This is a genomic window from Mucilaginibacter sp., assembly GCF_965225845.1.
Lineage (GTDB): Bacteria > Bacteroidota > Bacteroidia > Sphingobacteriales > Sphingobacteriaceae > Mucilaginibacter.
Map to the genome: position 1 here is coordinate 1,630,620 of NZ_CBDDBL010000002.1, position 22,700 is coordinate 1,653,319.

Consider the following 22,700-nt stretch of genomic DNA (forward strand, 5'->3'; position numbering starts at 1 on the left):
CCATCTAATCAAATATTATCAATGGAATTACAAAGTATTCGCCCAGCATTAAAAACATCTTCAAATGAACTATAAAGCGGCACAGGGCTTAATCTTATAACATTTGGTTCCCGCCAATCGCCGATTACACCATTTTGTGTCAGATAATTGAAAATGTCTTTAGCCTTTTCGGCACAAACGATAGATAATTGTCCGCCTCGTTGGGTTTTATCATTTGGGGTGATGATCTTAAATATTTGCCGACCTTTTAGCTGGTTGATTTCATTCAATAGATATTCCAGGTAAGCAGTTAATAATTCGCTCTTTACACGCAATACTCCAATGCCGCCAGCTTCTTTAAACATATCAAGTGATGCTTTATGTAAAGCCATCAATATAATTGGTGGAGTGCTTACTTGCCATCCCTCTGCGCCTGTTTCCGCATCAAATCTGGGTGCCATTAAAAAGCGCTTGTCCTGCCGGTATCCCCACCAGCCTGCAAATCTGTTTAGGGGTTCATCGGAAAAATGCTTTTCGTGTACAAATATTCCGCTTATCCCACCCGGTCCTGAATTCATGTATTTGTACGAACACCAGCAAGCGAAATCGACATCCCAGTCATGTAGTTTTACAGGCACATTGCCAGCTGCGTGCGCCAGGTCAAAGCCAGCGACAGCCTTGGCACTATGAGCTGCCTTTGTAATGGCTTTCATATCAAAAAACTGGCCTGTATAATAATTTATGCCACTAAAAAGCACCAAAGCAAGTTCGTCTGAATTTTCACTGATAACTTTTAGTATGTCTTCGGTTCGCAATGTCTCTTCACCATTTTGCGGAAATAGCTCAATTATAGTGTCTTTAGGATCATAACCGTGAAATTTAACCTGGCTTTCTATTGCGTATTGATCAGATGGGAAAGCGCCGGCTTCCATGATAATTTTATACTTGTTAATATCTGGTTTATAAAAGCTTACCATCAATAAGTGAAGATTTACTGTAAGCGAATTCATTACGGTAACTTCACTTTCTTTAGCGCCAACAATTTCCGAAAGCGTTGGTGTTAACTTTTTATGATATCCCAACCATGGGTCATTGCCTTCAAACCACCCCTCTACGCCTAATTCCTGCCAATTTGCAAGCTGTTCATTTATGTATTCCTTTGCAGATACAGGTTGCAAGCCTAATGAATTACCACATAAGTAAATCGAAGCTTTTCCATTATGCTGCGGTAATAAAAACTTACTTCTGAGTTCTTTTAAAGGATCCTGCTTATCAAGTTGCTGTGCAAATGCTAGGGTGTTTTTAAAATCCATGTGGCAATATTACTATTTATTGGGTTTACTTACATAGGGATTTCCTTTAACATAAAAGCGATAAGGCAATAAAGCATCTATTCCTGCATAATCAACTCCCACACGAGGCACTGAAGCAATATCTTCGTCTTTAAAACTTAATCCCGTGTCTTCGATCCAGATGGTGTCGCTTTGTAAGCTAACAGCATTTATAGCTCGCGAAATTCCTAACGCCTTAGCTACTGAACCAGGTCCTTTGGTGATATTGGGTTTTAAATCCGGCATATTCCTCCGATAAAGCATTGCATCAATCCCATCCGTTGGTTGAATGGCGCGAATGAGAATTGCATGCGGTTGCCCTTCAACAGAAGTAACTACATTAAACATTTCATGTATGCCATAACAGAGATACACATAAGTTATGCCGCCCTGCATAAACATAGTTTGAGTCCTGGGTGTTAGCCTGTTTCCATAAGCATGGGATGCTTTATCAATAACACCGTTATAAGCTTCTGTTTCAACTATGTACCCACCAGTAATTATATCATCTATCGAGGTAAATAAATACTTACCTAACAAGCATTTAGCCTGATGTACCACGTTGGTATTGGTATAAAACGATTCAGGTAGCTTCATTTTTTGAGAATAGGTTTAATCCATTTATTTACCTGTTTAGCTTTGTCGAAGATCATGATATGTGATCCGCCTTCAAGAATAGCAGCATCTTTTATATATTTTACCGGGAAAACATGGTCAACGTCGCCATGAATGTGATATACATTGGCTGGTGTGATCATATTGTCCCAATTTAATATTGCGCCCATAGCCCACTTCACAAATACAGGTGAACTTTTTTTGAGCATATCCTGAAAAAGCCACGCATCGTTGCCGACCATTTTACCGAATACCGGTTTAATTAAAATAGCGATTGCAGGGAGAGATTTTCCGGGGAATAATTTATAAACAGGAAATGCCCTAAAGAAAGAAAAATAGGCCGGACGCTCTTGTATTGTTTTGATACTAGATATCAAAATAGTAGTTCTGAGTGCAACTTTTTTAGCGATTTCCACGGCGATCATACCGCCTAATGATGTGCCAATTACAATCGAATTTGGGCGTATATCATATTGATATATAATTTTTTGAGCATATGTTATTAAAGTATCTGTTTGATGTGGTTCGATCCAATCAATTGGGGTAACTTCAAACTCGTCAGGTATCTCTATGTTATTATATAACCGGGTATCTGCTCCTAATCCCGAGATCAAAAATACCTTAATCATTACAGTTTTATCAAGCTAATGATTTGTTCAAGGTACTTCCTATCGGTATTATCAAACTGTGCCAAGTATTCACTATCCACATCTAAAACACCTGCGACCAACCCATTATTAAACAATGGCACAACAATTTCTGATTTTGATAATGAGCTGCAGGCAATGTGGCCAGGAAATGTGTCTACATCACTAACGATAAGCGTATCAGCCTGTGCCCATGACGATCCGCAAACACCTTTTCCTTTAGAAATGCGTGTGCAGGCTACTGGTCCCTGGAACGGGCCTAAAACTAATTCCTCGTTCTTAACCATATAAAATCCAACCCAAAGCCACTTGAATTGTTCTTTCAACGCCGCGCATATATTGGCAAGGTTGGCTATCAAGTCATCCTCGCCTGTTATTAAAGCTTCAATTTGAGGAATCAGTGACCGGTATTGCTGCTCTTTATCAGTTGTATGTATAATAGTTAAATCTTCTGCCATAATGCAAAAATAAGGATGAACTATTACATTTAAATAAGGTAAATCTCATATTTAATGTTTTAATTAGCTGAGATGATCGTTAGTTTAACTATAGTTCGCTACCCTAAATATTTTGTACCGTTTGCGCTATTAGCTATGGCTATACATCGTTTGCCACTGATGTTTACGAAAGAATGCAGTTTTTGGAAACTATTAGGCACCGGGCGCAATGGTGCCTTTGATTTAAATCCTGACTGGCAGCAATGGGGTTTATTAGCTGTATGGGATGATCAGGAAGCTTTTCATCGTTTCTTTAGAAGTTCATTCATTAACCGCTGGTGGAATATTTTTGCTATTGAAAGATGGACAATATTATGTGATCCATTAGAAAGCCATGGTAAATGGGATGGAAAAGAACCTTTTGGCAGACCTTCAATAAGAAACTTTGCTGGTCCTGTGGCTATCCTGACTCGAGCTACCATAAGATTGGATAAATTAAAAGGGTTTTGGAGTAATGTAGATCGAGTTGCCGGCATCATGAATAAGGCGCCGGGATTTATAACTTCGCTTGGTATAGGCGAAGCGCCGGTATACAGACAGGCTACATTTTCAATATGGGAAAGCCTTGATCAGGTAAAAAATTTCGCCTATGCATCAAAAGAACATGCAGAAGTGATCAGAAAAACCCGTGCTGACAATTGGTATAGTGAAGAGTTGTTCGCCAGGTTTAAGATCCTGGACAGCTTCGGTACAATAAATGAAAAAGACCCGTTATCGGGATTGAAAATATAGACATGAGAGTTATTGCAGAATTACCACACCCTGATTTTAAAATATCTATACTTAACATGAACCAAAAGTTTATTATTAAGATTGAAAAAGGCAGCCTTGAGCAAACCTATAAAATACCAGAAATGGATTTAACCGATGGGGTAAATAGTGTATTTGAATTGTTGGATGAGGATTTCTTAAAAACAGTTGCAGCTCGATTCGAATCGATGAAAAAAGATTTTAAAGACACTTACTTTAGATATAATTACTAATAATATAATCAATTATTAATTGATTCCATATCAATATTGTTCTAACGCAGTTTTAATTTTATTTAACTTGAAATAAATATATTCCTAAACGTTTGGTAATTTCATTTTAAAAGGTATATATGTTATTGACTTACAATATTTTATTTAAATAACTATTTTTTGTTTTTTATTAATTTATTATATAATTATTATATTCAGGTAATAAAATTTTGTGTTTGAATAAATAAAAATATTAATTTTATTATGTATGCAAACTATTGATTATGATTAGCAGTAAACAATTTTATAATTTACATACCACCCAGGGTATGAAATTGATCAATATTAAAAACATTGCTTGTATCGAGGAGATGAATACCTATCCGCAAATTACAATGAACGTTAAAAGGGCTGATGGTCGATATATTGAATTTATTAGTAGTGATGTATATGATAAGCTGGTTGAAAGTATTTTGAAAATGGATGCTGAACTGTAAGGTGCTATTAATTAATTAATTCATTAATTCATCAACCAATCGCGGGATTCCGATACTTGCTTTTGCATTTATATTAACTACATTAGTTAAGCGGTTACTTGGTATTTTTGGATCAATAATATATTTTTTAATTACCGGACTTGCATAATGAATTAATCCTGCCGCAGGATACACCGCCAATGATGTACCCGTTAAAATAAACAGATCCGCGTCTGTACAAAGCGGAATAGCTTTTTCAATCATTGGTACATCTTCGCCAAACCAAACTACATGAGCACGCAGCTGTGAGCCTAATTCACAAACTTCACCCATCTTTAATTCCCAGCCTTCAATTGGATATGTTAATGCAGCGTCTTTGTCAGATTGTGACCTGGTAATTATCCCATGTAAATGAAGCACATTGTTGGAGCCTGCTCTTTCATGCAGATCATCAATATTTTGCGTAATAATGGTAACATTAAATTTTTCTTCTAATCGAGCCAATGCATAATGAGCCACATTGGGTTTTGCCTCTAAAACCGCTTTACGCCGCATGTTGTAGAAATTTTGTACCAGCTCAGGGTTGCGTTGCCAAGCTTGCGGGGTGGCTACATCCTCAATGTTGTAGCCCTCCCACAAGCCATCGCTATCCCTAAATGTTTTTAAGCCACTCTCGGCGCTTATTCCAGCACCGGTTAACACAACTAAGTTTTTCATCTAAGCATAGGATTAAGGTGAGAAAAATACTACTTGGTAATACTATCTGTAGCTATTACGCTCCAATCATCACCAGCGTGCCCTTTTTGAATCCATTTATCCATCAAATCGGTAATCACAGGTAAAACATGTAAAGGCATGTCTCCTGCTTTTGCAGCATTCATCATTAGCCCCGCATCTTTTCTCATCATGCCTAATTCCCATGATGGTTGTTTAAAATCGCCCTGAGCTATTTTCTTAAGTCTTGCAGGCATCATAGCCGCAGGATTCCATGAATCAAATAAAACAGACACATCTGCCGAAGATATACCCGAAGCTTTAGCAAGTGCAAGTGTATCCGAAATACCTGCTGTAAGTGTAATTAAAAACAGGTTGCCGATTAACTTCATACTTGCTGCTTTGCCCTCTTCTGGTCCAAAGTTTATAACCTTGCCGGTCATTTTAGCTAACTGCGGTTCAACATACTTAATCACATCCTGGTCGCCTGAAACCAGCATGTACCCACTACTGTCCAATGCATTTGGTGGCCCCATAAAGACAGGCGCGTGGAGATAAGTATAACCTTTTTCTTTCCAGCTTTTAGTTCTTTCAATGGCACCTGCTGCTGATGTTGTGGTATGATCAATAATAATTGTTCCTGCGTTTAAACCCGATTCCGCTTTTTCTAAAACTTCGTCAACAGTTGCATCATCTTTTAAAGTGATATGGATTATATCAGCACCGTTTACCGCATCAGCAACATTATTGTAAGCCTTAGCACCAAATTTTTCTAATGCTTGGGCTTTGGATGATGTTCTGTTCCAAACGTGAACATCATCGCCCTTTTTTATCATCGCTTTTACGAAATTACAACCCAGCAGGCCCGTTCCCAGGTACGCTTTCATATGTTTTTGTTTTTAATTAAATACTATCGGATAGGTGTTTGTTTCAATCCACATAAAATAAAAAGCCGCCTCATTTTACAGGGAGGCGGCTAACATATCATCTACTAAAATTGCTAAACTGCAAGTTGCTTTTGGCTACGCAATACAGCGAATTTACTTTTAGCAAGTTCGAAGCCGCCAACTAATATAATACCAAAAACTACATCACCTAACAGCATATTTTTCTCAAAAGGTATAGCCGCTATTAATGATTGTCCATAGCCTGCTATTGTATTGGGATAAAATGTCACCCAAGGTAAATCCATCACCAGCCAATGGATTACAACTGGTGCTAATGCGATTATTAACCCTGTAGCAACATTGATTTTTTTAATCAAAGAACCGACAAGCACTACAATCGCAAAGCAGAGGCAATTCCAGAAAGTGTAACTGCTCCATAAGCTCCAATGCCCAGTGTAATAATGATTAATAATAATATCGCTTAAAAAAAACGTGCCTAATATAATGATGTATGCCTTCCATTTTTCGTTAAAATATACGCCGCTAAAGATCGCAATGGCCCCAACCGGGGTAAAATTACTCCAGCTTTGATATTTAAAAGTTAACAAGCGCATTATTGTTATAAAAACTATAATGATTAGCAGTATAATATTGCGTGTGTTTATTTTTTGCTTTGACATAAATATTTTATACAGTAAAATTAAGAATTATGATAATAATGCAGTTATTTATTTACAAAAGCAATTTTCCCAGGGTTAATTCCTACTGTTAATTTGTATTCAAGTTTACCACTGCTATCAAATGCGTACAATATGCCATTTGATTGATAGTCTACCGCATCGGTTACAAACACTTCGCCTGATGTTGGATCAGCTTGTATGGCGTAAGGTGTTTTAATTGTTGTTCCATCGGTTATAAAATTACTATATATGATTTTTTTGGTGATGGAACTGTATACAGCTATTTTGTTATCAGCAGTTGGAAAATATACCTGGTTACCTAGATTAGTAATTGGAATATTGAAGCCAATATTTACTTTGGGTTTAGATAATACAGTATCCGCATTGTTATCGATAACAGTAAGTCCCCCTGCAATATTGCCGTAATTACCTATTGATAATACGTATACGTTACCGCTTACATCCGATGTAACTGAAACAGGATTTGGTATAACTTTAATATTGTTTTCTACAACGAGCGAACTTAAATTGATTACTGATAGTGTACTATCCGGAACCGTATTTAGCCCGCCTGAATTAGCTACATATAGTTTGTTGTTAGCCACAACCATTTGTTCAGGATCGCTGCCTACATAAATGTTGTTAATAATTTTTAATGACGCAGTATCTATTACAAAAACCTCTCCTCCGGCATCGTAAGAAGATACAAAAGCTTTACCCTGATTAAATACTATACTTCTTCCCTGAGTTACTGCTACCTGACCAATTAGTACACCTGTTTTTGAATTTGCTACATCAACAACGTTTGAATTATTAACTACGATGTACATTTTTGAACCATATATTTCTATGTCATTACCAGTGTCGCCTAATTGCTTACCTGCATTTGCCTGGGCAAAATAATCTGGTATCAATTGTTTAGTAGCATAATTGTAATAGGTTAAGGTACTATTATCGTCGCCAAATTCGCCCTGGTTTAAAATATAGATACCCGCCCTTTGAGCAGTTGGCGTACCGGAATTTTGTGTGATCTTGTCTTTATGGCAAGATGCTAAAGCAATTGTAAGTGCAAGCGCTATAAATAAAGAATTAAGTTTAATTGGTTTCATATAGATATATTTAAATGGTTATTTGTAATGAAATTCTGTACGATCGGCTCGGCATTGGATAGCTTCGGACAATATAATAGCTATTATTAAATAGGTTGTTAACTTCAAACGAAACAGTAACAGGCTTATTATCTTTTAAAAAATGGCAACTGGCTGATGCATCGCTTACTGAATAGCCTGGAATATAATCATAAGGCAAATTATCATTTGTATAATATCTTGATGATGATATAATCTGGTTATAGTAAACTCCAAAATATTTATAATCGATTCCTGTATTTAAAGCTACGGTATTTTTAGGTGTATATGGTAGCTGATTTAGGTAAATTGATGCTGTGGGATCGGTAACGTTTTGGGCTTTTTGGTATGAATAGTTTAACGACAATAACCACTTAGCATTTTCAGATAATTTGGCTTGCGTTTTTAAGCCTAAATCTAAGCCTTCAATATCAACTTTACCATAATTCACAATTGATCCGGGGAATAAATTACTTGGAAAAAACACGATTTTGTTGGTAACATCATTATAGTAAGCGTCGGCAGTTGCTGATACAGTTTTAAAGAAACCAGTCAATGTTTTAAAATAAGTTGCCCCCAGGTCGTATTGATCTGTATTTTCCGGTTTTAAGTTAGGGTTGCCAACCTGCTGGTAATAAAGATCATCAAAGGTTGGGTTGCGGAATATGTTTTTATAAAAAGCACGAAATTGCAGACCAGGATCTGCAAAAGGTAGTAAAGTAGCTATTAATGTCGGCGAGTAAATATTACGTGGTTCTCCCGCCTGACCGGTTTTCACAGTTTCAGTTATGTTGGTGTTCAATATATTACCTTCAATACGTAACTTCCCTAACACAAGGTTGCTTGCCAGCAAGTTTAATAACGTAAACCTTGTTGGGTTAGGGAAAGTTGGGTCCGGGTAATTAAACGATATCCTCAAATCATTTAATGTAGCATCAACAGCGTAAGATACCTCCCATGTTTTTAAAATATGATAAGCCAGCGCGACGGATTGATATAATTCGCGCTGCGTAAAATGCTGGTCGACGCTGCCTTCTATATTATCAAACTGTGGATTTAAATAACGGAGATATGACCGGGATGCTTTAGCATTCAGCAATAACTCAAATCCATTATTCCATATCCTCTCATAACCCGCTTGTGCAAAAAAGTCTTGGTTCCACAAACGTTGGTTTGATGGGGTTGCGTTATAAATGACAGCACCCGGCAATCCTCTATCAGAATTATAATAATTAATGTGCAGGTTGAATTTATTGCTGTCATTTTTAGCCCAATATAATGCACCATCAAATTGTTGCGCGGCGATATCAGAATTCCTGCGAATCAGTGTTGAATCTGGATAATTGGTAGCGCCTTTAAATTTATATTGCCCATTAGCATTTTCAGTATAGCCATTTACAATAAACGACCAATTTTTGTTGATGCGTTGCTGCCATTGTAAATAAGGATTTACTAATCCGAAAGATCCTGTTTTTAATCCGGCCGTAATTAAGTAAGATTTTAATTCAGTTAATCTTGGCTTAACTGTTGTAATTGCAATTACACTTGCCGACGCAAATGCCTGTGCAGGCATGCATATGTCAGGCGGTTGCGCATTATACAACACTATTTTTTGAATATTAGTGAGGTTGATCTGGCTTAGATCAATTTGCCCGGTTTCAGCATCTTCAAGAGCGACACCATCGTACAAAATTGCTGTATGATTTGCGCTCAACCCTCTAACAGACACCGTTTTTAATCCTCCTATACCACCATAATCCTTAATAATTACACCCGAAAAATCCCGGATGACATCAGCTACATTAAAAGCATTGTAACGAATAAAATCATTTGATGAGATGGATTGAGCGGATGTTATGTTCTGTATATTGCCTGTTACGGATGACACGACCTTTACCTCATTCAGCTTTTTTGTGGTATCGGTTTGTGCAAGTAATTTTAAAGGGATAGTACTGGTAATTGCAAGCAAAAACAAACAAGCAGGCTTTCGCCATAATAACAAATAAGAATATGCTGCGCTTTTTTGCATCTGTTTAATTTTACAGCATAGCGGGAAATACGAAATGGAAACACCTTTTGATGAGTATCTACATTCAAGCTCCAATCCCCGAAAGCTGTGAATAATTATAGCGCCTTGGCAGGTCTTCTGACTTACTCCCCTTTCGTTCAGTCTTCCCTTTCCATAATGAAAAAGTGACTATTTGAAATGAACTATGGTTATGGAGCTTACAGCTGCGGGACAGTTATGGAATTACACCATATTCCCTTTTAATTCCTTGTAATAAATTTACAGGGAAACCTAAAGCGATGCAAATATAGTGATTTAACGGCAAGAGGTTAGGTATTAGTTCGGATATTCTTAAAACAAAAAAGGCTTGCATAATGCAAGCCTTTTTAAATATTGTTATGCTTTACTTATTTTACAGCGTCAACAACTGCTTTAAAAGCATCCGGGTGGTTCATTGCTAAATCAGCTAATACCTTACGGTTTAAACCGATTTCGCTTTTGGTTAACTTACCCATTAATTGTGAGTAAGAAATTCCATGCTGACGTGCACCTGCGTTGATACGTTGGATCCATAAAGCCCTGAATTCTCTTTTCTTGGTCTTACGGTCACGGTAAGCATACTGTAAACCTTTTTCTACTGTGTTTTTAGCAACGGTATAAACCTTGCTTCTTGAACCCCAATAACCTTTGGCGAGGTTCATGATTTTTTTTCGGCGTCTTCTCGACGCGACTGCGTTAACTGAACGTGGCATGTTTTGTTGTTTTTGGTAGTGAGTGCCTTTTTAAGGACTTTAATACTCTAATACCTGGTTAAAAAATTTGTTTAATTACTTCCCGATACAAAGCATACGTTTTACATTACCCATATCAGCATCAGAAACTAAGCTGGTGTGAGTAAGGTTACGCTTGCGTTTAGTCGACATCTTGGTTAAAATGTGGCTTTTGTATGCGTTCTTTCTTGCAATTTTACCGGTTCCAGTAAGCTTAAAACGCTTTTTTGCACTGGAATTGGTTTTCATTTTTGGCATAATCCGTTATTTATTTATGTTAATATCTACGTTTTCCCAACGTATTATCTTTAATTCGAATTTTGACTATTCAATTTCGGATCTAACCTAATCTCAAGCCTCTACTCTCAAATCTCTATTTTTTAGCAGCTTTCGGGGCAACGGTTTAAAAACATCCGTTTTCCTTCAAGCTTTGGCAATTGCTCAACCTTGCCTACTTCTTCCAAAGCCTGTGCAAAACGCAGCAATAATATCTCACCTTGTTCTTTATATACAATTGCACGGCCTTTAAAGTGTACGTAAGCCCTTACCTTTTCGCCCGACTCCAAAAACTTTTGAGCATGCTTTAATTTAAATTCAAAGTCATGGTCATCAGTATTGGGTCCAAACCTTATTTCTTTAATAACGGTTTGTTTGGCATTGCTTTTAATTTCTTTTAGCTTCTTCTTTTGTTCGTAAACAAACTTGTTATAGTCTGTTACTTTACAAACAGGAGGAACAGCATTAGGGGAAATCTCTACCAGGTCTAATTCCTGTTCCTGAGCTATAGCTAATGCATCACGCAGCGAAAAAATACCCTGCTCCACATTATCGCCAACAAGACGAACTTCAGGAGCCTTTATAAATTGATTAATGTTGTGTTCAGCTTCTTTCTTCTTGAAAGGAAGCCTTGGTCCTCTATTGAAAGGTTTGTTTAATGCCAAGTTATACTGTTATTTCTTTAATTATTTGTTGTTTAAAATCTTCTATGCTCATACTTCCCAAATCTCCCTGACCATGTTTACGAACCGAAACTAACCCTTCGGAAGCTTCTTTTTCGCCTACAATCAGCATATATGGGATCTTTTTAACTTCAGCGTCACGTATCTTTCTACCGATTTTTTCGTCCCTGAAATCAATAAGCCCGCAAATATCTGAATCTTTTAACGATTCTGAAAGTTTTTTTGCATAATCTTCATATTTTTCAGAGATAGGCAGGATCACAAACTGCTCAGGCGATAACCACAGCGGAAAATTGCCTGCGCAATGCTCGATAAGCACAGCCACAAAACGCTCTAGTGAACCAAATGGCGCACGGTGAATCATTACCGGGCGGTGCTTTTGATTGTCGCTACCAGTGTACTCTAATTCAAAACGCTCAGGCAAGTTATAGTCAACCTGGATTGTTCCTAACTGCCATTTACGGCCTAAGGCGTCCTTCACCATAAAATCAAGCTTAGGGCCATAAAAAGCCGCTTCGCCTAATTCTACCACGGTGTTCAAACCTTTTTCTTCAGCTGCCTCAATGATCGCATTCTCTGCCAAAGCCCAATTTTCATCTGTACCGATGTATTTGGCTTTATTTTCAGGGTCACGTAGTGAAATTTGTGCAGTATAATTATCAAACCCCAAAGCTTTAAATACATAAAGCACCAGGTCGATCACCTTTTTAAATTCCTCTTTTACCTGATCCGGACGACAGAACAAGTGCGCATCATCCTGAGTAAACCCACGAACACGGGTTAAACCATGCAGTTCGCCGCTTTGTTCATAACGGTATACGGTACCAAACTCTGCCAAACGAACAGGAAGGTCCTTGTAGGAGCGTGGCTTGGTCTTGTATATTTCGCAGTGATGCGGGCAATTCATCGGTTTTAAGAAAAACTCCTCACCTTCCTGAGGTGTTTTTATAGGTTGAAATGAATCAGCCCCATATTTTTCGTAGTGGCCCGAAGTTACATACAGGTTTTTATGACCGATATGCGGCGTAATTACCTGTTCATATCCTGCCTTAACCTGCGCTTTTTCCAAAAAATTTGATAAACGCTGGCGCAAAGCAGTTCCTTTAGGTAACCACAATGGTAAGCCCATACCTACTTTTTCAGAGAAAGCGAATAACTCCAGTTCCTTACCTAATTTACGGTGGTCGCGTTTTTTAGCTTCCTCTATCATATGCAGATAGTCAGTCAGTTCGCTTGCCTTAGGGAAAGTTACACCGTAAATACGCGTTAACTGCTTACGGCTTTCGTCGCCACGCCAGTATGCGCCTGCAACGCTCATTAGCTTTACCGCTTTAATGAACCCTGTGTTCGGGATATGAGGCCCACGGCACAGATCAGTAAAATTACCCTGTGAGTAGAACGTGATCGAGCCATCAGGCAGGTCTTTTATTAAGTCGAGCTTATACTCGTCATCTTTATCAGTAAAATATTCAATCGCGTCGGCTTTGGTAACCGGCTTGCGGATAAATTCTTCTTTGGCTTTAGCTAACTCAATGATCTTGTCTTCGATCTTTTTGAATTCATCCGAAGAGAATTCACGGTCGCCGAAATCTACATCATAATAAAAACCGGTTTCAATGGCAGGGCCTATGCCGAATTTAGTGCCGGGATAAAGCGCTTCCAAAGCCTCGGCCATAATATGTGCCGATGAATGCCAGAAAGTAGATTTACCGGCGGTGTCATTCCAGGTTAATAATTTAACGTGAGCATCATGCTCAATCGGGCGACTCGCGTCCCAAACCTGGCCGTCAACCTCGGCTGCTAATACGTTACGTGCTAAACCCTCAGATATCGAAAGGGCAATTTGTGCGGAATTGATGCCTTTGTCGTATTCACGAACAGAGCCATCAGGAAGTGTAATTTTAATCATCTACAACTATGATTTATGTTTTATAAAAGATGTAATTTATTAAATCACCTACAAAGTGATCTGTTATTTATGGATGCGAATTTATGATTATTTACCGAATTATTCGTCAGCCAAATCACTAATTTATTTGATTTTAGCCTCGTAGCGGTCTTTTACGTGCTGATTGATATAAGTAGTGAGCCCCGCTCCTGCTTCGGCAAGTTTCTTCATTTGGCTGATGGAATTTCGGCCTGCGCTTTTGTTTGTATATAAATATACGGTACCATCTTTAAACTGAACAGCAATATGATCCGCCCCGTTTTGATAAGCGATAACACCGGTATCGTGGTTGGTGCTTTGGTAAGGATGCATGATGGCATTACAGCAATATTACTGCCGCAATTATACATTTCCCCCACCCATAGCGCCAATACATCAGCTAAATGCATGGTTTTTATAGGTAGTTCATTTTTATCAATATAACCCTGTAATTGTAACAGGCACGAAGCATCTGTACTAATAATATATTCCGCTCCTGCGTCTAAGGCATTATCCACTTTCTGCTGTGCCATGGCAGTTGAGATAGCTTCGAATTTCACAGCAAAGGTTCCACCAAAACCACAGCAAGTGTCATTATCTTTCAAGTCAACTAATTCAAGACCAATAACTTTTGACAATAATTGTCTCGGTTCTTCTTTGATTTTGCATTCTCTTAAGCCGCTGCAACTATCGTGGTAAACCACACGACCATCCAACTCAGCTCCGAAATAATCGAATTGAAGAATATTCACCAGGAAATCCGATAACTCATAAATATTGCCTTGTATAGCCCGGCATTTATTATGCAGAACGGTATTGGTGAACAGGTCGCTATAATAATTTTTCACCATTCCTGTACATGATGCTGAAGGAGTGACAATTACACTATCCTCCGGAAAATCGTTTAGGAATTTGCTCCCTACAGTTTTTGCATCATCCCAAAAACCGGCGTTGAATGCCGGCTGACCGCAACATGTTTGCTGTGCATTATAATTCACACTGCAGCCTGCTTTTTCCAACAACTTTACAGTATTGAAAGCTGTATCAGGATAAAGCTGCTCAACAAAACATGGCACAAATAATTCTACATTCATCGGCTGCTAATTTGGGGAAAAGTTTAGTCAATAGCTAACATTGTGGCTATTAACTAAATTTGCCTAATCTAAACTAATTCAGCTTGCGGTGCAGTTGGCAAATTCTTAAATTTCTTTTCTGCAAAAAATAATGAGATCAATAATCCAAAACCTACCAGGAAGAACAGATCAAGCGTAAGCGCAGCAATACGCATTTCATGGCTGATAGCTTCGACGAGAGAAAAACAAAGCAGTCCCACTACAATTGCGCTTTTTTCTGTAACGTCATAAAAACTGAAATATGAAGCCGTGTCGGTAATATTTTTCGGTAGATATTTTGAATAAGTTGACCTGGAGATAGCTTGCACCCCTCCCATCACCGCGCCTACTATTACCGCAGCAACAAAAAACTCAGGAATGCTGGTTATAAAATAAACGGAAAGGCATAATATCGTCCAAACACCCACTACCCAAACCAACGTACGCACATTACCATACTTTTCTGATAGTTTGGAAATACCTGCAGCACCTACAACTCCTACCACATAGATAATTAAAATTATGATGATCAATGTGTCATCAGGCATATGCAATTCTTTTGAAGCAAACTGAGCTGCTACCAACATAATTGTTTGCACACCTACAGAGTAAAAAAAGAACGATGACAGAAAACGACGAAGCAAAGGCATCGTTCGTACTTTTTGGAAAACTTTTATTAACTCTTTAAAACCGCCTGTTAATACGTTGTAATTATGTTTACCAGGGTTGGGTTCGCCTTTAGGTAATAACCTGAATGGAATAATAGAAAAACCCATCCACCAAACAAATACGATAATAAATGTGATACGTGCAGGCAAAGAATCATTTTTCGGGTCGATACCAAACCATTCGGGTTTCTCCACAATAGCCAAACAACAACATTTGAACAACAAGGCTGCCTACATAGCCATATATAAATCCCTTGGCACTCACATTATCTTGTTTAGCTTCTGACGCAATTTGCGGTAAATAGGAATTATAAAAAACAAATCCGCCGCAATAACCTATACAGGCAAGTGCAAAAAATATTAATGGCATTTCAAGCGATGGTATTCCATGCTCAACCGGTTTAAAAAAGAATAACCCTGCACATGATAATGCGCCAAGCCAGGTAAAAAATTGCAGATATGCTCGCTTATTACCTTTATAATCAGCAATTGAGGTAAGTATTGGCAGCATGAGCACAATAATCAGATAAGCGATTCCCAATACAAAATTTGACAATACAGTATTAACGAACTTATGCCCAAAAAAAGTAACAACATCCCCGTTAGGGTTGTGCCATGTGGTGTAATACACGTAATAAAACGGGAATATGGTTGTTGTAATCACCATATTGTATGATTGATTTGCCCAATCGAACATGCACCATGCCCAGATGGTTTTTTTATTGTCTTTTACGATTTCCATTATGGGTTAAAAATATATAAAATATAGTACTTACAAAGGATGACCAGAAAATATTAAGAGATGAGGGCATACAAACTGACGTTGTAAGAAAGATAAATTTATCTAAAACAAAATTTAGTATATAATTGTCCTATTCCAATAATAAATAGTCCAAAATAACGCTAATATGAAAAAAATAATACATGCTTTATTTATAGCAATCGCAATCCTTGGTGTATCGAAAGTAAGGGCGCAAACAACAGATACAGTAAAAACAGCGGGCTGGTTCCATCATCAGCTGGCAGGCGCTGCACAGATACAGGTTACTTATCGACCGTCACATTTAGGTCAGTTAAATCAAATATTAAATAACAATGGTATTCAATCACTCGGCGCCAATGACGTCTGGATCAATGCATCCATGAGCCATATTCACGGGCGCTGGTTATTTGAGGACGGTATAGGCTTTACGCCCATTACAACTGCTAACGATGGAGATTTCAAAGCTCAATATAATCAATACCAGCTTTACACACGTGCCGGGTATAATTTCTCAGAAGATCCAAATTTAAGATTGTTCCCTTTTGTTGGCTTAAACTTTTCGGCGGCAGTATTAAATATACAGGATAATACACGCTTAAAAAGCACCGATGACTTTTCTTCGGAAATACTAAATAGTACATCAAGCAAAACCTTTTACCAGCCAAACTTTGGTATAGAGTTAGGAGCCGGTATGGATTACCTGATAAAAGTTAAACCGAAAAATATGGGATGTTTTACGGTACAACGAAATATTCCTATAGGTTTAAGAGCAGGATATTATATTAATGCCGCGCAAGGTGACTGGAGAGTTGGTGATAACTATAGTTTACAGGATGGACCGAATCGTAAACAAAGCGCAATTTTTGTTTCCTTTAATATTGGCTTAGGCTACGAAGTTCAAAAGCAATAAAATCTGTCTGAATTAATAATCTGCATAAAAAAATGCATTTTTGGCTCTGATATATGCAAGAGCTAAGAACTGTTAATGTAACCCGTTATGTAACACCACTACGCGAAGGGGGCTCATTGCCTGCCATTGCCGAGGCTGATGACGGGTTTTTATATGTACTTAAATTTAGTGGTGCTGGTCAGGGTATAAAGGCTTTAATCGCTGAGCTGATCGGTTGCGAAATTGCGCGCAAACTTGGTTTTAAGGTACCGGAAGTTGTTTTCGCTAATCTTGATGAAGCTTTTGGCCGAACTGAACCTGACGAAGAAATCCAAGATCTTTTAAAGGCAAGCGTTGGGTTAAATCTTGCGCTGCATTACCTTCAGGGCGCTATTACTTTTGATGCCAACGTTACTAAAGTTGATGCCAAATTAGCCTCGCAAATTGTTTGGCTGGATTGTTTACTCATGAATGTTGACCGCACCCCGCGTAATACTAATATGCTGGTATGGCATAAGGAGTTATGGTTGATTGACCATGGTGCTGCGCTATATTTTCACCATTCCTGGTATAATTGGTTAGAACAAGCTAAAAAGCCATTTATACAAATAAAAGACCATGTATTATTACCACATGCCACTGAATTGGAATCAGTTGATGACGAATTCAAAGCCATTTTAACTGATGAACTTATCAATTCAATAGTTGATCTTATACCGGATGAATGGTTAACAGGCGAATTTGACACCCAGGAAGAACATAGGGCGGCTTATAAACAGTTTTTGACGATGAGAATTGCCAATTCTGATATTTTTATAAAGGAAGCACAACATGCAACAGAGAACATTATTTGAGTATGCTGTGATCCGCGTGATGCCCAGGGTTGAACGCGAAGAGTTTTTGAATATCGGGATCATCCTGTATTGTGCCAAGCAAAAATATTTGAAAATGCTATATATTTTGGATGAGCATCGTTTGCAAGCATTTTCTGAATATCTAAACATGGACGAATTAAAGGAGCATTTGTATTCTTTTGAGCGCATTTGTTCAGGCGATGTTAATGGTGGACCGATAGCTAAGTTGGATATCCCCTCCCGCTTCCGTTGGTTAACGGCTACACGGAGTACCGTATTACAAACATCAAAAGTACACCCTGGCTTATGTGTAAATGCAGAGGAAACAGTTAACCGGCTTTTTAGTGAGTTAGTCCTTTAATATTCGCTTAAGTTTTAATATTTTGATGCTTTAGTACAATTAGCGGCACTGCCTTTGATAGTTTATTAGAAACAACTAACTACCATGAGCAAGCAAGTAAATATTGAAGCACAAAAAAAGTTTGGTGAGGCCATAAACAGTGGCAAGCTGGAAAATTTAAAAGATCTCGTATCGGAAGATGTTATAGAAAATGATCCGGCTCCCGGACAAGCTAAGGGTGCACAGGGCTATATCGATTTCTTTACGACATTACATATTGCTTTTCCTGATATGAAAATTGAAGTGGATCAGTTAGTAGCCGATGAAGATAATGTTGCATTTGCTTATACCTTAACTGGCACTCACAAAGGAAATTTTAACGGCATCCCGGCGACGGGCAAAAAAATAAAAGCCCGTGGCTTACAAATAAGTAAGTTTAAAAATGGCAAAATGATTGAGCGCTGGGGAAGTTCAGATGAGTTGGGAATTCTGAAACAAATAGGTGCCGGAATAGAGGCATAATCGTATAACAGATCTCTGTTTAATAATATAAACCGCACTACAATTAATTGTCTTGCGGTTTTTTATTGAGCCTTCCACCAAAATAGATTTGAGCTTTACGCCAAAAATATATTTTTCACTCATCCCGACATTTGTATCATTCAAATAAAAGAAAAAATGAAAAACGTAATATTGGTTACCGGCGCCTCAGCCGGGATGGGTAAAGACTTTGCTCAAGAGCTTTTAAAGGATGGCAACATAGTTTATGGCGCTGCCCGCAGGCTAGATAAAATGGAGGATATCAAAAGCCTTGGTGTTAAGGTTTTAGAAATGGATGTTACTAACGAACAATCAATGGTTAATGGCATCAATTTAATTATTAAAGCAGAAGGACGGATTGATATACTAATCAATAACGCAGGTTTTGGCTCGTATGGTGCAATAGAGGACGTACCAATTACTGATGCGCGTTACCAGCTTGAGGTGAATGTATTCGGTGCAGCCCGTTTGATACAATTGGTATTGCCGCATATGCGTAAGCATAGTTATGGTAAAATAATTAACATAACTTCCATCGGCGGGAAGATTGCATTACCATTAGGCGGATGGTACCATGCCAGCAAATTTGCGTTAGAGGCATTAAGCGATACTTTGCGAAATGAAGTTAAGCCGTTTAGCATCGATGTAGTGGTAATTGAACCTGGTGGTGTAAAATCTGAATGGATAAGCATTGCGATGAATACCATGATTAAATCATCAAGCAAGGGAGCTTATGCAGTAATGGCAAACAAGGTCGCCAGTGCAATGGATACCACTGAAAAGCAAAATGCAGAACCCGCGGTGATCACTAAATTGGTTAGGGAAGCTATCTATGCTAAAAATCCTAAAACAAGATATAGTGGCGGTTACATGGCCGCGACCGTATTATTTTTGAGGAAAATATTATCAGATAAATTGTTCGACAAAGTGCTGATGAGCCGTGTAAGATAAATTATATTTGAAGCCTGATGATAATGGAAGATAGCAGCCATATTAAGCTTGATAATTTGCTTTACTCCTGTGTTGACCGGAAACAACGCAGCAATGAGCAGTTTGTAGCGGAACATGCTTTCGGCTACATTATTTCAGGCGAGACACACATGGCAACCAGTGAAGGCATTAAAGTGATGCGTGCAGGCGATATAGGATTGGTTCGTAGAAATCAATTATTAAAATCTATAAAAATACCTCCACCCGATGGCGAATTTAAATCGCTTAATATATTCCTGGAGCAGGGCTTTTTGCGCAAATATGCCATCGAATATAAAATAGAACAAACGGAAAGGTATACAGGAATCTCAATGATGTTATTATCCCCAGACCCTTTTATTAAAGGATATTTTGATTCGCTTATACCTTATTTTGATCGCCCGGAACATTTAAAATCTGCATTAGGCGAGTTGAAAACTAAGGAGGCAATCCAATTACTGCTTCAGCATGATCCTGCCTTAAAAAGTTTTTTGTTTGACTTTAGCGAGCCCTGGAAAATTGACCTGGAAACATACATGAACAAAAACTACATGTATAATGTGCCGATAGCTCAATTTGCAAAATTAACCGGTAGAAGCCTCGCTGGTTTTAAAAGGGACTTTACCAAAATATTTAAAACATCGCCAAGTTATTGGCTGCAACAGCGTCGATTATCCGAAGCCTATTTTTTGATCAAGGATAAAAGGCGAAAGCCATCAGAAATATACCTTGATCTAGGTTTTGAAAACTTCTCACATTTTTCTTACACCTTTAAAAATACTTTCGGCGTGTCACCTACGCGACTTTAATAATTGCCTGCTAAGCTTTTCACGAACTTAGCAGGTAATTATCTAGTTAAAGATAAAGCCTATTTGCAAGTTCAAGCCTATAGAATAAGCTTCATTATCGCCAAATCTGTTCGGTAACGATAATGCCACAAAATAATTCACATCTTTAGTTCGGGCATAAATTTGGTTAAATACCGGCGTAAAACCGTACCTGCCTTCAGTTTCAAATGCCAAACGGGTAATAATGGTAAAACCGCCATTAAATCGGAACATAGTTCCCGGATCAAATAGCAAATTACTTGTTTTACTTGTTGAGTTTGTAGATTTAATAGTTGGTGTAAACTCATAACTAAAACCAAAGTGATCGCTGTACAAAACGTTTACGCCCACAGGAAAGCCAATGCTTGTGGCAGAGCCAAAATTGCCGGTTGTTTTACCGCCCTGCAAGGTTTCTAATGGTAAAATAAAACTTAAATAACCAACCGTTCTTGGATATTTTGCTTTTTCTGTAGTTACAACCTTAATAGTTGTGGAATCTTTTGTTGTGGTTGTAGTAGTGGTAACGGTTTGAGCAACAGACGCATTTGTAATAAGGGATGTTGTAATAATTACTGGCAGCAAAATGGCTTTAGTTGATGATAGATTAATTAAGTTTTGTATTTTTAGAGATAAACTTTTTTTCATAAATGAGATTTTGGTATAAATAATTAAATAATTCATTATGTTTTAAAAAGCATAACGAATTTTAGTCGTGCATGTTTGCATATCCTTACAATAATTTAAAAGGAAAAGTTGACTTAGATTTATCTAAATTGTATTTAACTTGAACATTAATTTTAAATACTATGGATGCAGTAATTACTCTAAATGGTCGTATCTGGATAGAAGTGAATAATGAAAAAGTATTAGGACACGGGCGCATCGAACTATTGGAACTAATACACCAAACTGGTTCTATAAGGCAGGCTGCATTGCAAATGAAAATGTCATATAAACAAGCTTGGGAGTTGACAAGGCATATTAATAGCCACTTTCAACATCCTGTAGTGATCTCTCATCGCGGTGGAAAGGGCGGAGGAAATGCAATTTTGACGGAAGATGGAATAAATGTAATTAAGGAGTTTCACCAATTACAAAACAGGTTTAAAGATTTTCTAAAAAGCGAATGTATTTTCCTTAAAAATATTTGTCTTGTGTAAAAAACATTATTTACATTTCCTAATCCTTACTTTAGTTGCTTAATAAAACAGGTGGATGATATCTGAACTTATACTAAAAAGCAGTAAAGAACTTTGGGCCACATGTATACCGCATTTATCTGTAGACAATGTAATCTTCGGTTTTCATGATACACAGCTAAAAGTATTATTACTGCAAACCAGTTTTGGCAAACAGTGGCTTTTGCCAGGTGGATATGTTCGTAAAGATGAGAATTTAAACGACGCTGTGAAAAGGGTGCTTAAGGAACGTACGGGCGCTGAAAATATATTTTTGGAACAGTTTGCCACGTTTGGTGATGTAAACAGATCTGAGGCATTTTTTAAAGACTATCCGGATGACTTGTGGCATAAACAGCGTTTTATATCTACCAGCTACTATGCTTTGGTTGATTATACTCAGGTTTTACCGTTAACTGATGATTTTTCCGCTATATGTACCTGGGTTAACGTCGAAGATATTCCGGAGCTGGTGATGGATCACTCGCTGATATTAGAGCGTGCTTTGGAGATATTACGCGAGCAGTTGATTTATAAACCTATTGGACTTAATTTACTCCCGAAAGAATTTACGTTAACCGAATTACAACGATTGTATGAAGCTGTGTTAGGAGTGAAACTCAACCGTGGTAATTTTTATAGAAAGATAATGAAGTATGGCGTATTGATTAAACTGGATAATATCCGTCGTGGCGGAGCGCACAAATCACCTGACCTTTATAAGTTTGACGAAGAAAAATATACAGCTTCATTAAAAACTTATAATTGGTAGATTTAAAATGAGAAAAGCCTCTTTGATTTAAGAGGCTTTCTCATTAAGTGCGGAAGAAGGGACTCGAACCCCCACGCCTCGCGGCGCCAGATCCTAAGTCTGGTGCGGCTACCAATTACGCCACTTCCGCATTAGGATTTTTCTGAGGTGCAAAGATAGTTTAAAAAGATAAACTATAAAATTTATTTGGTGTTTTAGTATTAACTGTT

Annotated in this window: 26 protein-coding genes, 1 tRNA gene, 2 pseudogenes and 1 riboswitch; of the genes and pseudogenes, 11 read left to right on the plus strand and 18 right to left on the minus strand. The window is 37.8% G+C overall.

All coding sequences use genetic code 11. The features are described from left to right. Positions 1–8 precede the first annotated feature (8 nt). From kynU to ACYZ0U_RS11170, 4 genes are read right to left on the minus strand one after another with little or no spacing between them, the layout of a single operon-like run. Positions 9–1,292 carry a kynureninase gene (gene kynU / locus ACYZ0U_RS11155; RefSeq protein ID WP_461452224.1) on the minus strand — a complete coding sequence of 428 codons (1,284 nt, stop codon included), beginning with the start codon at positions 1,290–1,292 and terminating at the stop codon, positions 9–11. A 12-nt stretch (positions 1,293–1,304) separates the two neighbouring features. Further along, entirely contained in the window at positions 1,305–1,907 is a 603-nt protein-coding gene (locus tag ACYZ0U_RS11160) for a DNA-3-methyladenine glycosylase (protein ID WP_461452225.1), read from the minus strand. After that, positions 1,904–2,554 (minus strand): alpha/beta fold hydrolase, encoded by a 651-nt coding sequence (locus ACYZ0U_RS11165; RefSeq protein WP_461452226.1) that lies wholly within the window; start codon positions 2,552–2,554, stop codon positions 1,904–1,906. The genes ACYZ0U_RS11160 and ACYZ0U_RS11165 overlap by 4 nt, the downstream gene beginning before the upstream one ends. After that, a complete protein-coding gene (locus tag ACYZ0U_RS11170) occupies positions 2,554–3,030 on the minus strand; it encodes a GAF domain-containing protein (RefSeq protein ID WP_461452228.1) in 477 nt (158 codons plus the stop codon). Before ACYZ0U_RS11170 ends, ACYZ0U_RS11165 begins: the two co-directional genes overlap by 1 nt. Positions 3,031–3,102: 72 nt before the next feature. Between ACYZ0U_RS11170 and ACYZ0U_RS11175 the strand changes: the two genes are divergently transcribed. The 3 genes from ACYZ0U_RS11175 (at position 3,103) to ACYZ0U_RS11185 (ending at position 4,528) form a co-directional block, all read left to right on the plus strand. Beyond that, positions 3,103–3,801 carry a DUF3291 domain-containing protein gene (locus ACYZ0U_RS11175; protein WP_461452230.1) on the plus strand — a complete coding sequence of 233 codons (699 nt, stop codon included), beginning with the start codon at positions 3,103–3,105 and terminating at the stop codon, positions 3,799–3,801. A 2-nt stretch (positions 3,802–3,803) separates the two neighbouring features. Next, positions 3,804–4,052, plus strand: a complete 249-nt coding sequence (locus ACYZ0U_RS11180; protein ID WP_461452232.1) for a hypothetical protein — start codon at positions 3,804–3,806, stop codon at positions 4,050–4,052. A 263-nt stretch (positions 4,053–4,315) separates the two neighbouring features. Beyond that, positions 4,316–4,528, plus strand: coding sequence for a hypothetical protein (locus ACYZ0U_RS11185; RefSeq protein WP_461452234.1), 213 nt, complete (start codon positions 4,316–4,318; stop codon positions 4,526–4,528). A gap of 15 nt (positions 4,529–4,543) precedes the next feature. Here ACYZ0U_RS11185 and ACYZ0U_RS11190 read toward each other — a convergent pair whose 3' ends face one another. The 12 genes and pseudogenes from ACYZ0U_RS11190 to ACYZ0U_RS11245 all read right to left on the minus strand — a co-directional run bounded on the left by ACYZ0U_RS11190 (position 4,544) and on the right by ACYZ0U_RS11245 (position 16,101). Beyond that, entirely contained in the window at positions 4,544–5,224 is a 681-nt protein-coding gene (locus tag ACYZ0U_RS11190; RefSeq protein WP_461452236.1) for an SIR2 family NAD-dependent protein deacylase, read from the minus strand. A 29-nt stretch (positions 5,225–5,253) separates the two neighbouring features. Beyond that, the gene (locus ACYZ0U_RS11195; RefSeq protein ID WP_461452238.1) at positions 5,254–6,108 is read right to left on the minus strand and encodes an NAD(P)-dependent oxidoreductase; all 855 of its coding nucleotides are present in this window, start codon (positions 6,106–6,108) and stop codon (positions 5,254–5,256) included. A gap of 113 nt (positions 6,109–6,221) precedes the next feature. After that, positions 6,222–6,788: a DUF6580 family putative transport protein gene (locus ACYZ0U_RS11200; RefSeq protein ID WP_461452239.1), complete on the minus strand. Its 567-nt coding sequence runs from the start codon at positions 6,786–6,788 to the stop codon at positions 6,222–6,224. A 44-nt stretch (positions 6,789–6,832) separates the two neighbouring features. After that, on the minus strand, positions 6,833–7,897 hold the full coding sequence (locus ACYZ0U_RS11205; protein ID WP_461452241.1) for a DUF5074 domain-containing protein: 1,065 nt from the start codon (positions 7,895–7,897) through the stop codon (positions 6,833–6,835). A gap of 10 nt (positions 7,898–7,907) precedes the next feature. Beyond that, positions 7,908–9,944, minus strand: coding sequence for a TonB-dependent receptor (locus tag ACYZ0U_RS11210; RefSeq protein ID WP_461452242.1), 2,037 nt, complete (start codon positions 9,942–9,944; stop codon positions 7,908–7,910). A 90-nt stretch (positions 9,945–10,034) separates the two neighbouring features. After that, positions 10,035–10,234: riboswitch (cobalamin riboswitch) on the minus strand. Between the two features lie 96 nt (positions 10,235–10,330). Continuing rightward, positions 10,331–10,675, minus strand: coding sequence for a 50S ribosomal protein L20 (gene rplT / locus ACYZ0U_RS11215; RefSeq protein ID WP_461452244.1), 345 nt, complete (start codon positions 10,673–10,675; stop codon positions 10,331–10,333). A gap of 75 nt (positions 10,676–10,750) precedes the next feature. Next, positions 10,751–10,951 (minus strand): 50S ribosomal protein L35, encoded by a 201-nt coding sequence (gene rpmI, locus ACYZ0U_RS11220; RefSeq protein WP_214070640.1) that lies wholly within the window; start codon positions 10,949–10,951, stop codon positions 10,751–10,753. Positions 10,952–11,066: 115 nt separating this feature from the next. Continuing rightward, positions 11,067–11,634, minus strand: a pseudogene (gene infC, locus ACYZ0U_RS11225) (translation initiation factor IF-3). Between the two features lies 1 nt (position 11,635). Continuing rightward, the gene (thrS, locus tag ACYZ0U_RS11230; RefSeq protein ID WP_461452246.1) at positions 11,636–13,561 is read right to left on the minus strand and encodes a threonine--tRNA ligase; all 1,926 of its coding nucleotides are present in this window, start codon (positions 13,559–13,561) and stop codon (positions 11,636–11,638) included. Between the two features lie 404 nt (positions 13,562–13,965). Then, a pseudogene (locus ACYZ0U_RS11235) lies at positions 13,966–14,673 on the minus strand ((Fe-S)-binding protein); the annotation flags it as partial. A 68-nt stretch (positions 14,674–14,741) separates the two neighbouring features. Next, a complete protein-coding gene (locus ACYZ0U_RS11240; RefSeq protein ID WP_461452248.1) occupies positions 14,742–15,554 on the minus strand; it encodes an MFS transporter in 813 nt (270 codons plus the stop codon). Further along, on the minus strand, positions 15,514–16,101 hold the full coding sequence (locus ACYZ0U_RS11245) for an MFS transporter (RefSeq protein WP_461452249.1): 588 nt from the start codon (positions 16,099–16,101) through the stop codon (positions 15,514–15,516). The genes ACYZ0U_RS11240 and ACYZ0U_RS11245 overlap by 41 nt, the downstream gene beginning before the upstream one ends. A 166-nt stretch (positions 16,102–16,267) precedes the next feature. Between ACYZ0U_RS11245 and ACYZ0U_RS11250 the strand changes: the two genes are divergently transcribed. The 6 genes from ACYZ0U_RS11250 to ACYZ0U_RS11275 all read left to right on the plus strand — a co-directional run bounded on the left by ACYZ0U_RS11250 (position 16,268) and on the right by ACYZ0U_RS11275 (position 20,523). Beyond that, complete coding sequence (locus ACYZ0U_RS11250; protein WP_461452251.1) at positions 16,268–17,032, plus strand: hypothetical protein; 765 nt, start codon at positions 16,268–16,270, stop codon at positions 17,030–17,032. Positions 17,033–17,085: 53 nt separating this feature from the next. Further along, positions 17,086–17,865 carry a HipA family kinase gene (locus ACYZ0U_RS11255; protein ID WP_461452252.1) on the plus strand — a complete coding sequence of 260 codons (780 nt, stop codon included), beginning with the start codon at positions 17,086–17,088 and terminating at the stop codon, positions 17,863–17,865. Then, the gene (locus tag ACYZ0U_RS11260) at positions 17,843–18,226 is read left to right on the plus strand and encodes a DUF3037 domain-containing protein (RefSeq protein WP_461452254.1); all 384 of its coding nucleotides are present in this window, start codon (positions 17,843–17,845) and stop codon (positions 18,224–18,226) included. The genes ACYZ0U_RS11255 and ACYZ0U_RS11260 overlap by 23 nt, the downstream gene beginning before the upstream one ends. Positions 18,227–18,310: 84 nt before the next feature. Beyond that, the gene (locus tag ACYZ0U_RS11265; RefSeq protein ID WP_461452256.1) at positions 18,311–18,727 is read left to right on the plus strand and encodes an ester cyclase; all 417 of its coding nucleotides are present in this window, start codon (positions 18,311–18,313) and stop codon (positions 18,725–18,727) included. 156 nt (positions 18,728–18,883) lie between these two features. Then, the gene (locus ACYZ0U_RS11270) at positions 18,884–19,696 is read left to right on the plus strand and encodes an oxidoreductase (RefSeq protein WP_461452258.1); all 813 of its coding nucleotides are present in this window, start codon (positions 18,884–18,886) and stop codon (positions 19,694–19,696) included. Positions 19,697–19,719: 23 nt separating this feature from the next. After that, positions 19,720–20,523 (plus strand): helix-turn-helix domain-containing protein, encoded by an 804-nt coding sequence (locus tag ACYZ0U_RS11275; protein ID WP_461452260.1) that lies wholly within the window; start codon positions 19,720–19,722, stop codon positions 20,521–20,523. A gap of 42 nt (positions 20,524–20,565) precedes the next feature. On the opposite strand, the gene ACYZ0U_RS11280 is transcribed toward ACYZ0U_RS11275, so the two are convergent. Continuing rightward, a complete protein-coding gene (locus tag ACYZ0U_RS11280) occupies positions 20,566–21,186 on the minus strand; it encodes a hypothetical protein (protein WP_461452262.1) in 621 nt (206 codons plus the stop codon). Between the two features lie 161 nt (positions 21,187–21,347). Here ACYZ0U_RS11280 and ACYZ0U_RS11285 point away from each other — a divergent pair, with 161 nt between their 5' ends. Both ACYZ0U_RS11285 and ACYZ0U_RS11290 read left to right on the plus strand, forming a co-directional pair. Next, positions 21,348–21,701 carry a winged helix-turn-helix domain-containing protein gene (locus ACYZ0U_RS11285; protein WP_461452264.1) on the plus strand — a complete coding sequence of 118 codons (354 nt, stop codon included), beginning with the start codon at positions 21,348–21,350 and terminating at the stop codon, positions 21,699–21,701. A gap of 55 nt (positions 21,702–21,756) precedes the next feature. Then, positions 21,757–22,491 (plus strand): NUDIX hydrolase, encoded by a 735-nt coding sequence (locus ACYZ0U_RS11290; protein WP_461452265.1) that lies wholly within the window; start codon positions 21,757–21,759, stop codon positions 22,489–22,491. A gap of 48 nt (positions 22,492–22,539) precedes the next feature. Here the strand turns inward: ACYZ0U_RS11290 and ACYZ0U_RS11295 are convergent. Continuing rightward, positions 22,540–22,621 (minus strand) — tRNA-Leu (locus ACYZ0U_RS11295). Between the last annotated feature and the right edge of the window lie 79 nt (positions 22,622–22,700).

Bases quoted from the DNA above. Each gene is read 5' to 3' on its own strand.
- kynU (WP_461452224.1), bottom strand. From the start codon at position 1,292: ATGGATTTTAAAAACACCCTAGCATTTGCACAGCAACTTGATAAGCAG.
- ACYZ0U_RS11160 (WP_461452225.1), bottom strand. From the start codon at position 1,907: ATGAAGCTACCTGAATCGTTTTATACCAATACCAACGTGGTACATCAG.
- ACYZ0U_RS11165 (WP_461452226.1), bottom strand. From the start codon at position 2,554: ATGATTAAGGTATTTTTGATCTCGGGATTAGGAGCAGATACCCGGTTA.
- ACYZ0U_RS11170 (WP_461452228.1), bottom strand. From the start codon at position 3,030: ATGGCAGAAGATTTAACTATTATACATACAACTGATAAAGAGCAGCAA.
- ACYZ0U_RS11175 (WP_461452230.1), top strand. From the start codon at position 3,103: ATGATCGTTAGTTTAACTATAGTTCGCTACCCTAAATATTTTGTACCG.
- ACYZ0U_RS11180 (WP_461452232.1), top strand. From the start codon at position 3,804: ATGAGAGTTATTGCAGAATTACCACACCCTGATTTTAAAATATCTATA.
- ACYZ0U_RS11185 (WP_461452234.1), top strand. From the start codon at position 4,316: ATGATTAGCAGTAAACAATTTTATAATTTACATACCACCCAGGGTATG.
- ACYZ0U_RS11190 (WP_461452236.1), bottom strand. From the start codon at position 5,224: ATGAAAAACTTAGTTGTGTTAACCGGTGCTGGAATAAGCGCCGAGAGT.
- ACYZ0U_RS11195 (WP_461452238.1), bottom strand. From the start codon at position 6,108: ATGAAAGCGTACCTGGGAACGGGCCTGCTGGGTTGTAATTTCGTAAAA.
- ACYZ0U_RS11200 (WP_461452239.1), bottom strand. From the start codon at position 6,788: ATGTCAAAGCAAAAAATAAACACACGCAATATTATACTGCTAATCATT.
- ACYZ0U_RS11205 (WP_461452241.1), bottom strand. From the start codon at position 7,897: ATGAAACCAATTAAACTTAATTCTTTATTTATAGCGCTTGCACTTACA.
- ACYZ0U_RS11210 (WP_461452242.1), bottom strand. From the start codon at position 9,944: ATGCAAAAAAGCGCAGCATATTCTTATTTGTTATTATGGCGAAAGCCT.
- rplT (WP_461452244.1), bottom strand. From the start codon at position 10,675: ATGCCACGTTCAGTTAACGCAGTCGCGTCGAGAAGACGCCGAAAAAAA.
- rpmI (WP_214070640.1), bottom strand. From the start codon at position 10,951: ATGCCAAAAATGAAAACCAATTCCAGTGCAAAAAAGCGTTTTAAGCTT.
- thrS (WP_461452246.1), bottom strand. From the start codon at position 13,561: ATGATTAAAATTACACTTCCTGATGGCTCTGTTCGTGAATACGACAAA.
- ACYZ0U_RS11245 (WP_461452249.1), bottom strand. From the start codon at position 16,101: ATGGAAATCGTAAAAGACAATAAAAAAACCATCTGGGCATGGTGCATG.
- ACYZ0U_RS11250 (WP_461452251.1), top strand. From the start codon at position 16,268: ATGAAAAAAATAATACATGCTTTATTTATAGCAATCGCAATCCTTGGT.
- ACYZ0U_RS11255 (WP_461452252.1), top strand. From the start codon at position 17,086: ATGCAAGAGCTAAGAACTGTTAATGTAACCCGTTATGTAACACCACTA.
- ACYZ0U_RS11260 (WP_461452254.1), top strand. From the start codon at position 17,843: ATGCAACAGAGAACATTATTTGAGTATGCTGTGATCCGCGTGATGCCC.
- ACYZ0U_RS11265 (WP_461452256.1), top strand. From the start codon at position 18,311: ATGAGCAAGCAAGTAAATATTGAAGCACAAAAAAAGTTTGGTGAGGCC.
- ACYZ0U_RS11270 (WP_461452258.1), top strand. From the start codon at position 18,884: ATGAAAAACGTAATATTGGTTACCGGCGCCTCAGCCGGGATGGGTAAA.
- ACYZ0U_RS11275 (WP_461452260.1), top strand. From the start codon at position 19,720: ATGGAAGATAGCAGCCATATTAAGCTTGATAATTTGCTTTACTCCTGT.
- ACYZ0U_RS11280 (WP_461452262.1), bottom strand. From the start codon at position 21,186: ATGAAAAAAAGTTTATCTCTAAAAATACAAAACTTAATTAATCTATCA.
- ACYZ0U_RS11285 (WP_461452264.1), top strand. From the start codon at position 21,348: ATGGATGCAGTAATTACTCTAAATGGTCGTATCTGGATAGAAGTGAAT.
- ACYZ0U_RS11290 (WP_461452265.1), top strand. From the start codon at position 21,757: ATGATATCTGAACTTATACTAAAAAGCAGTAAAGAACTTTGGGCCACA.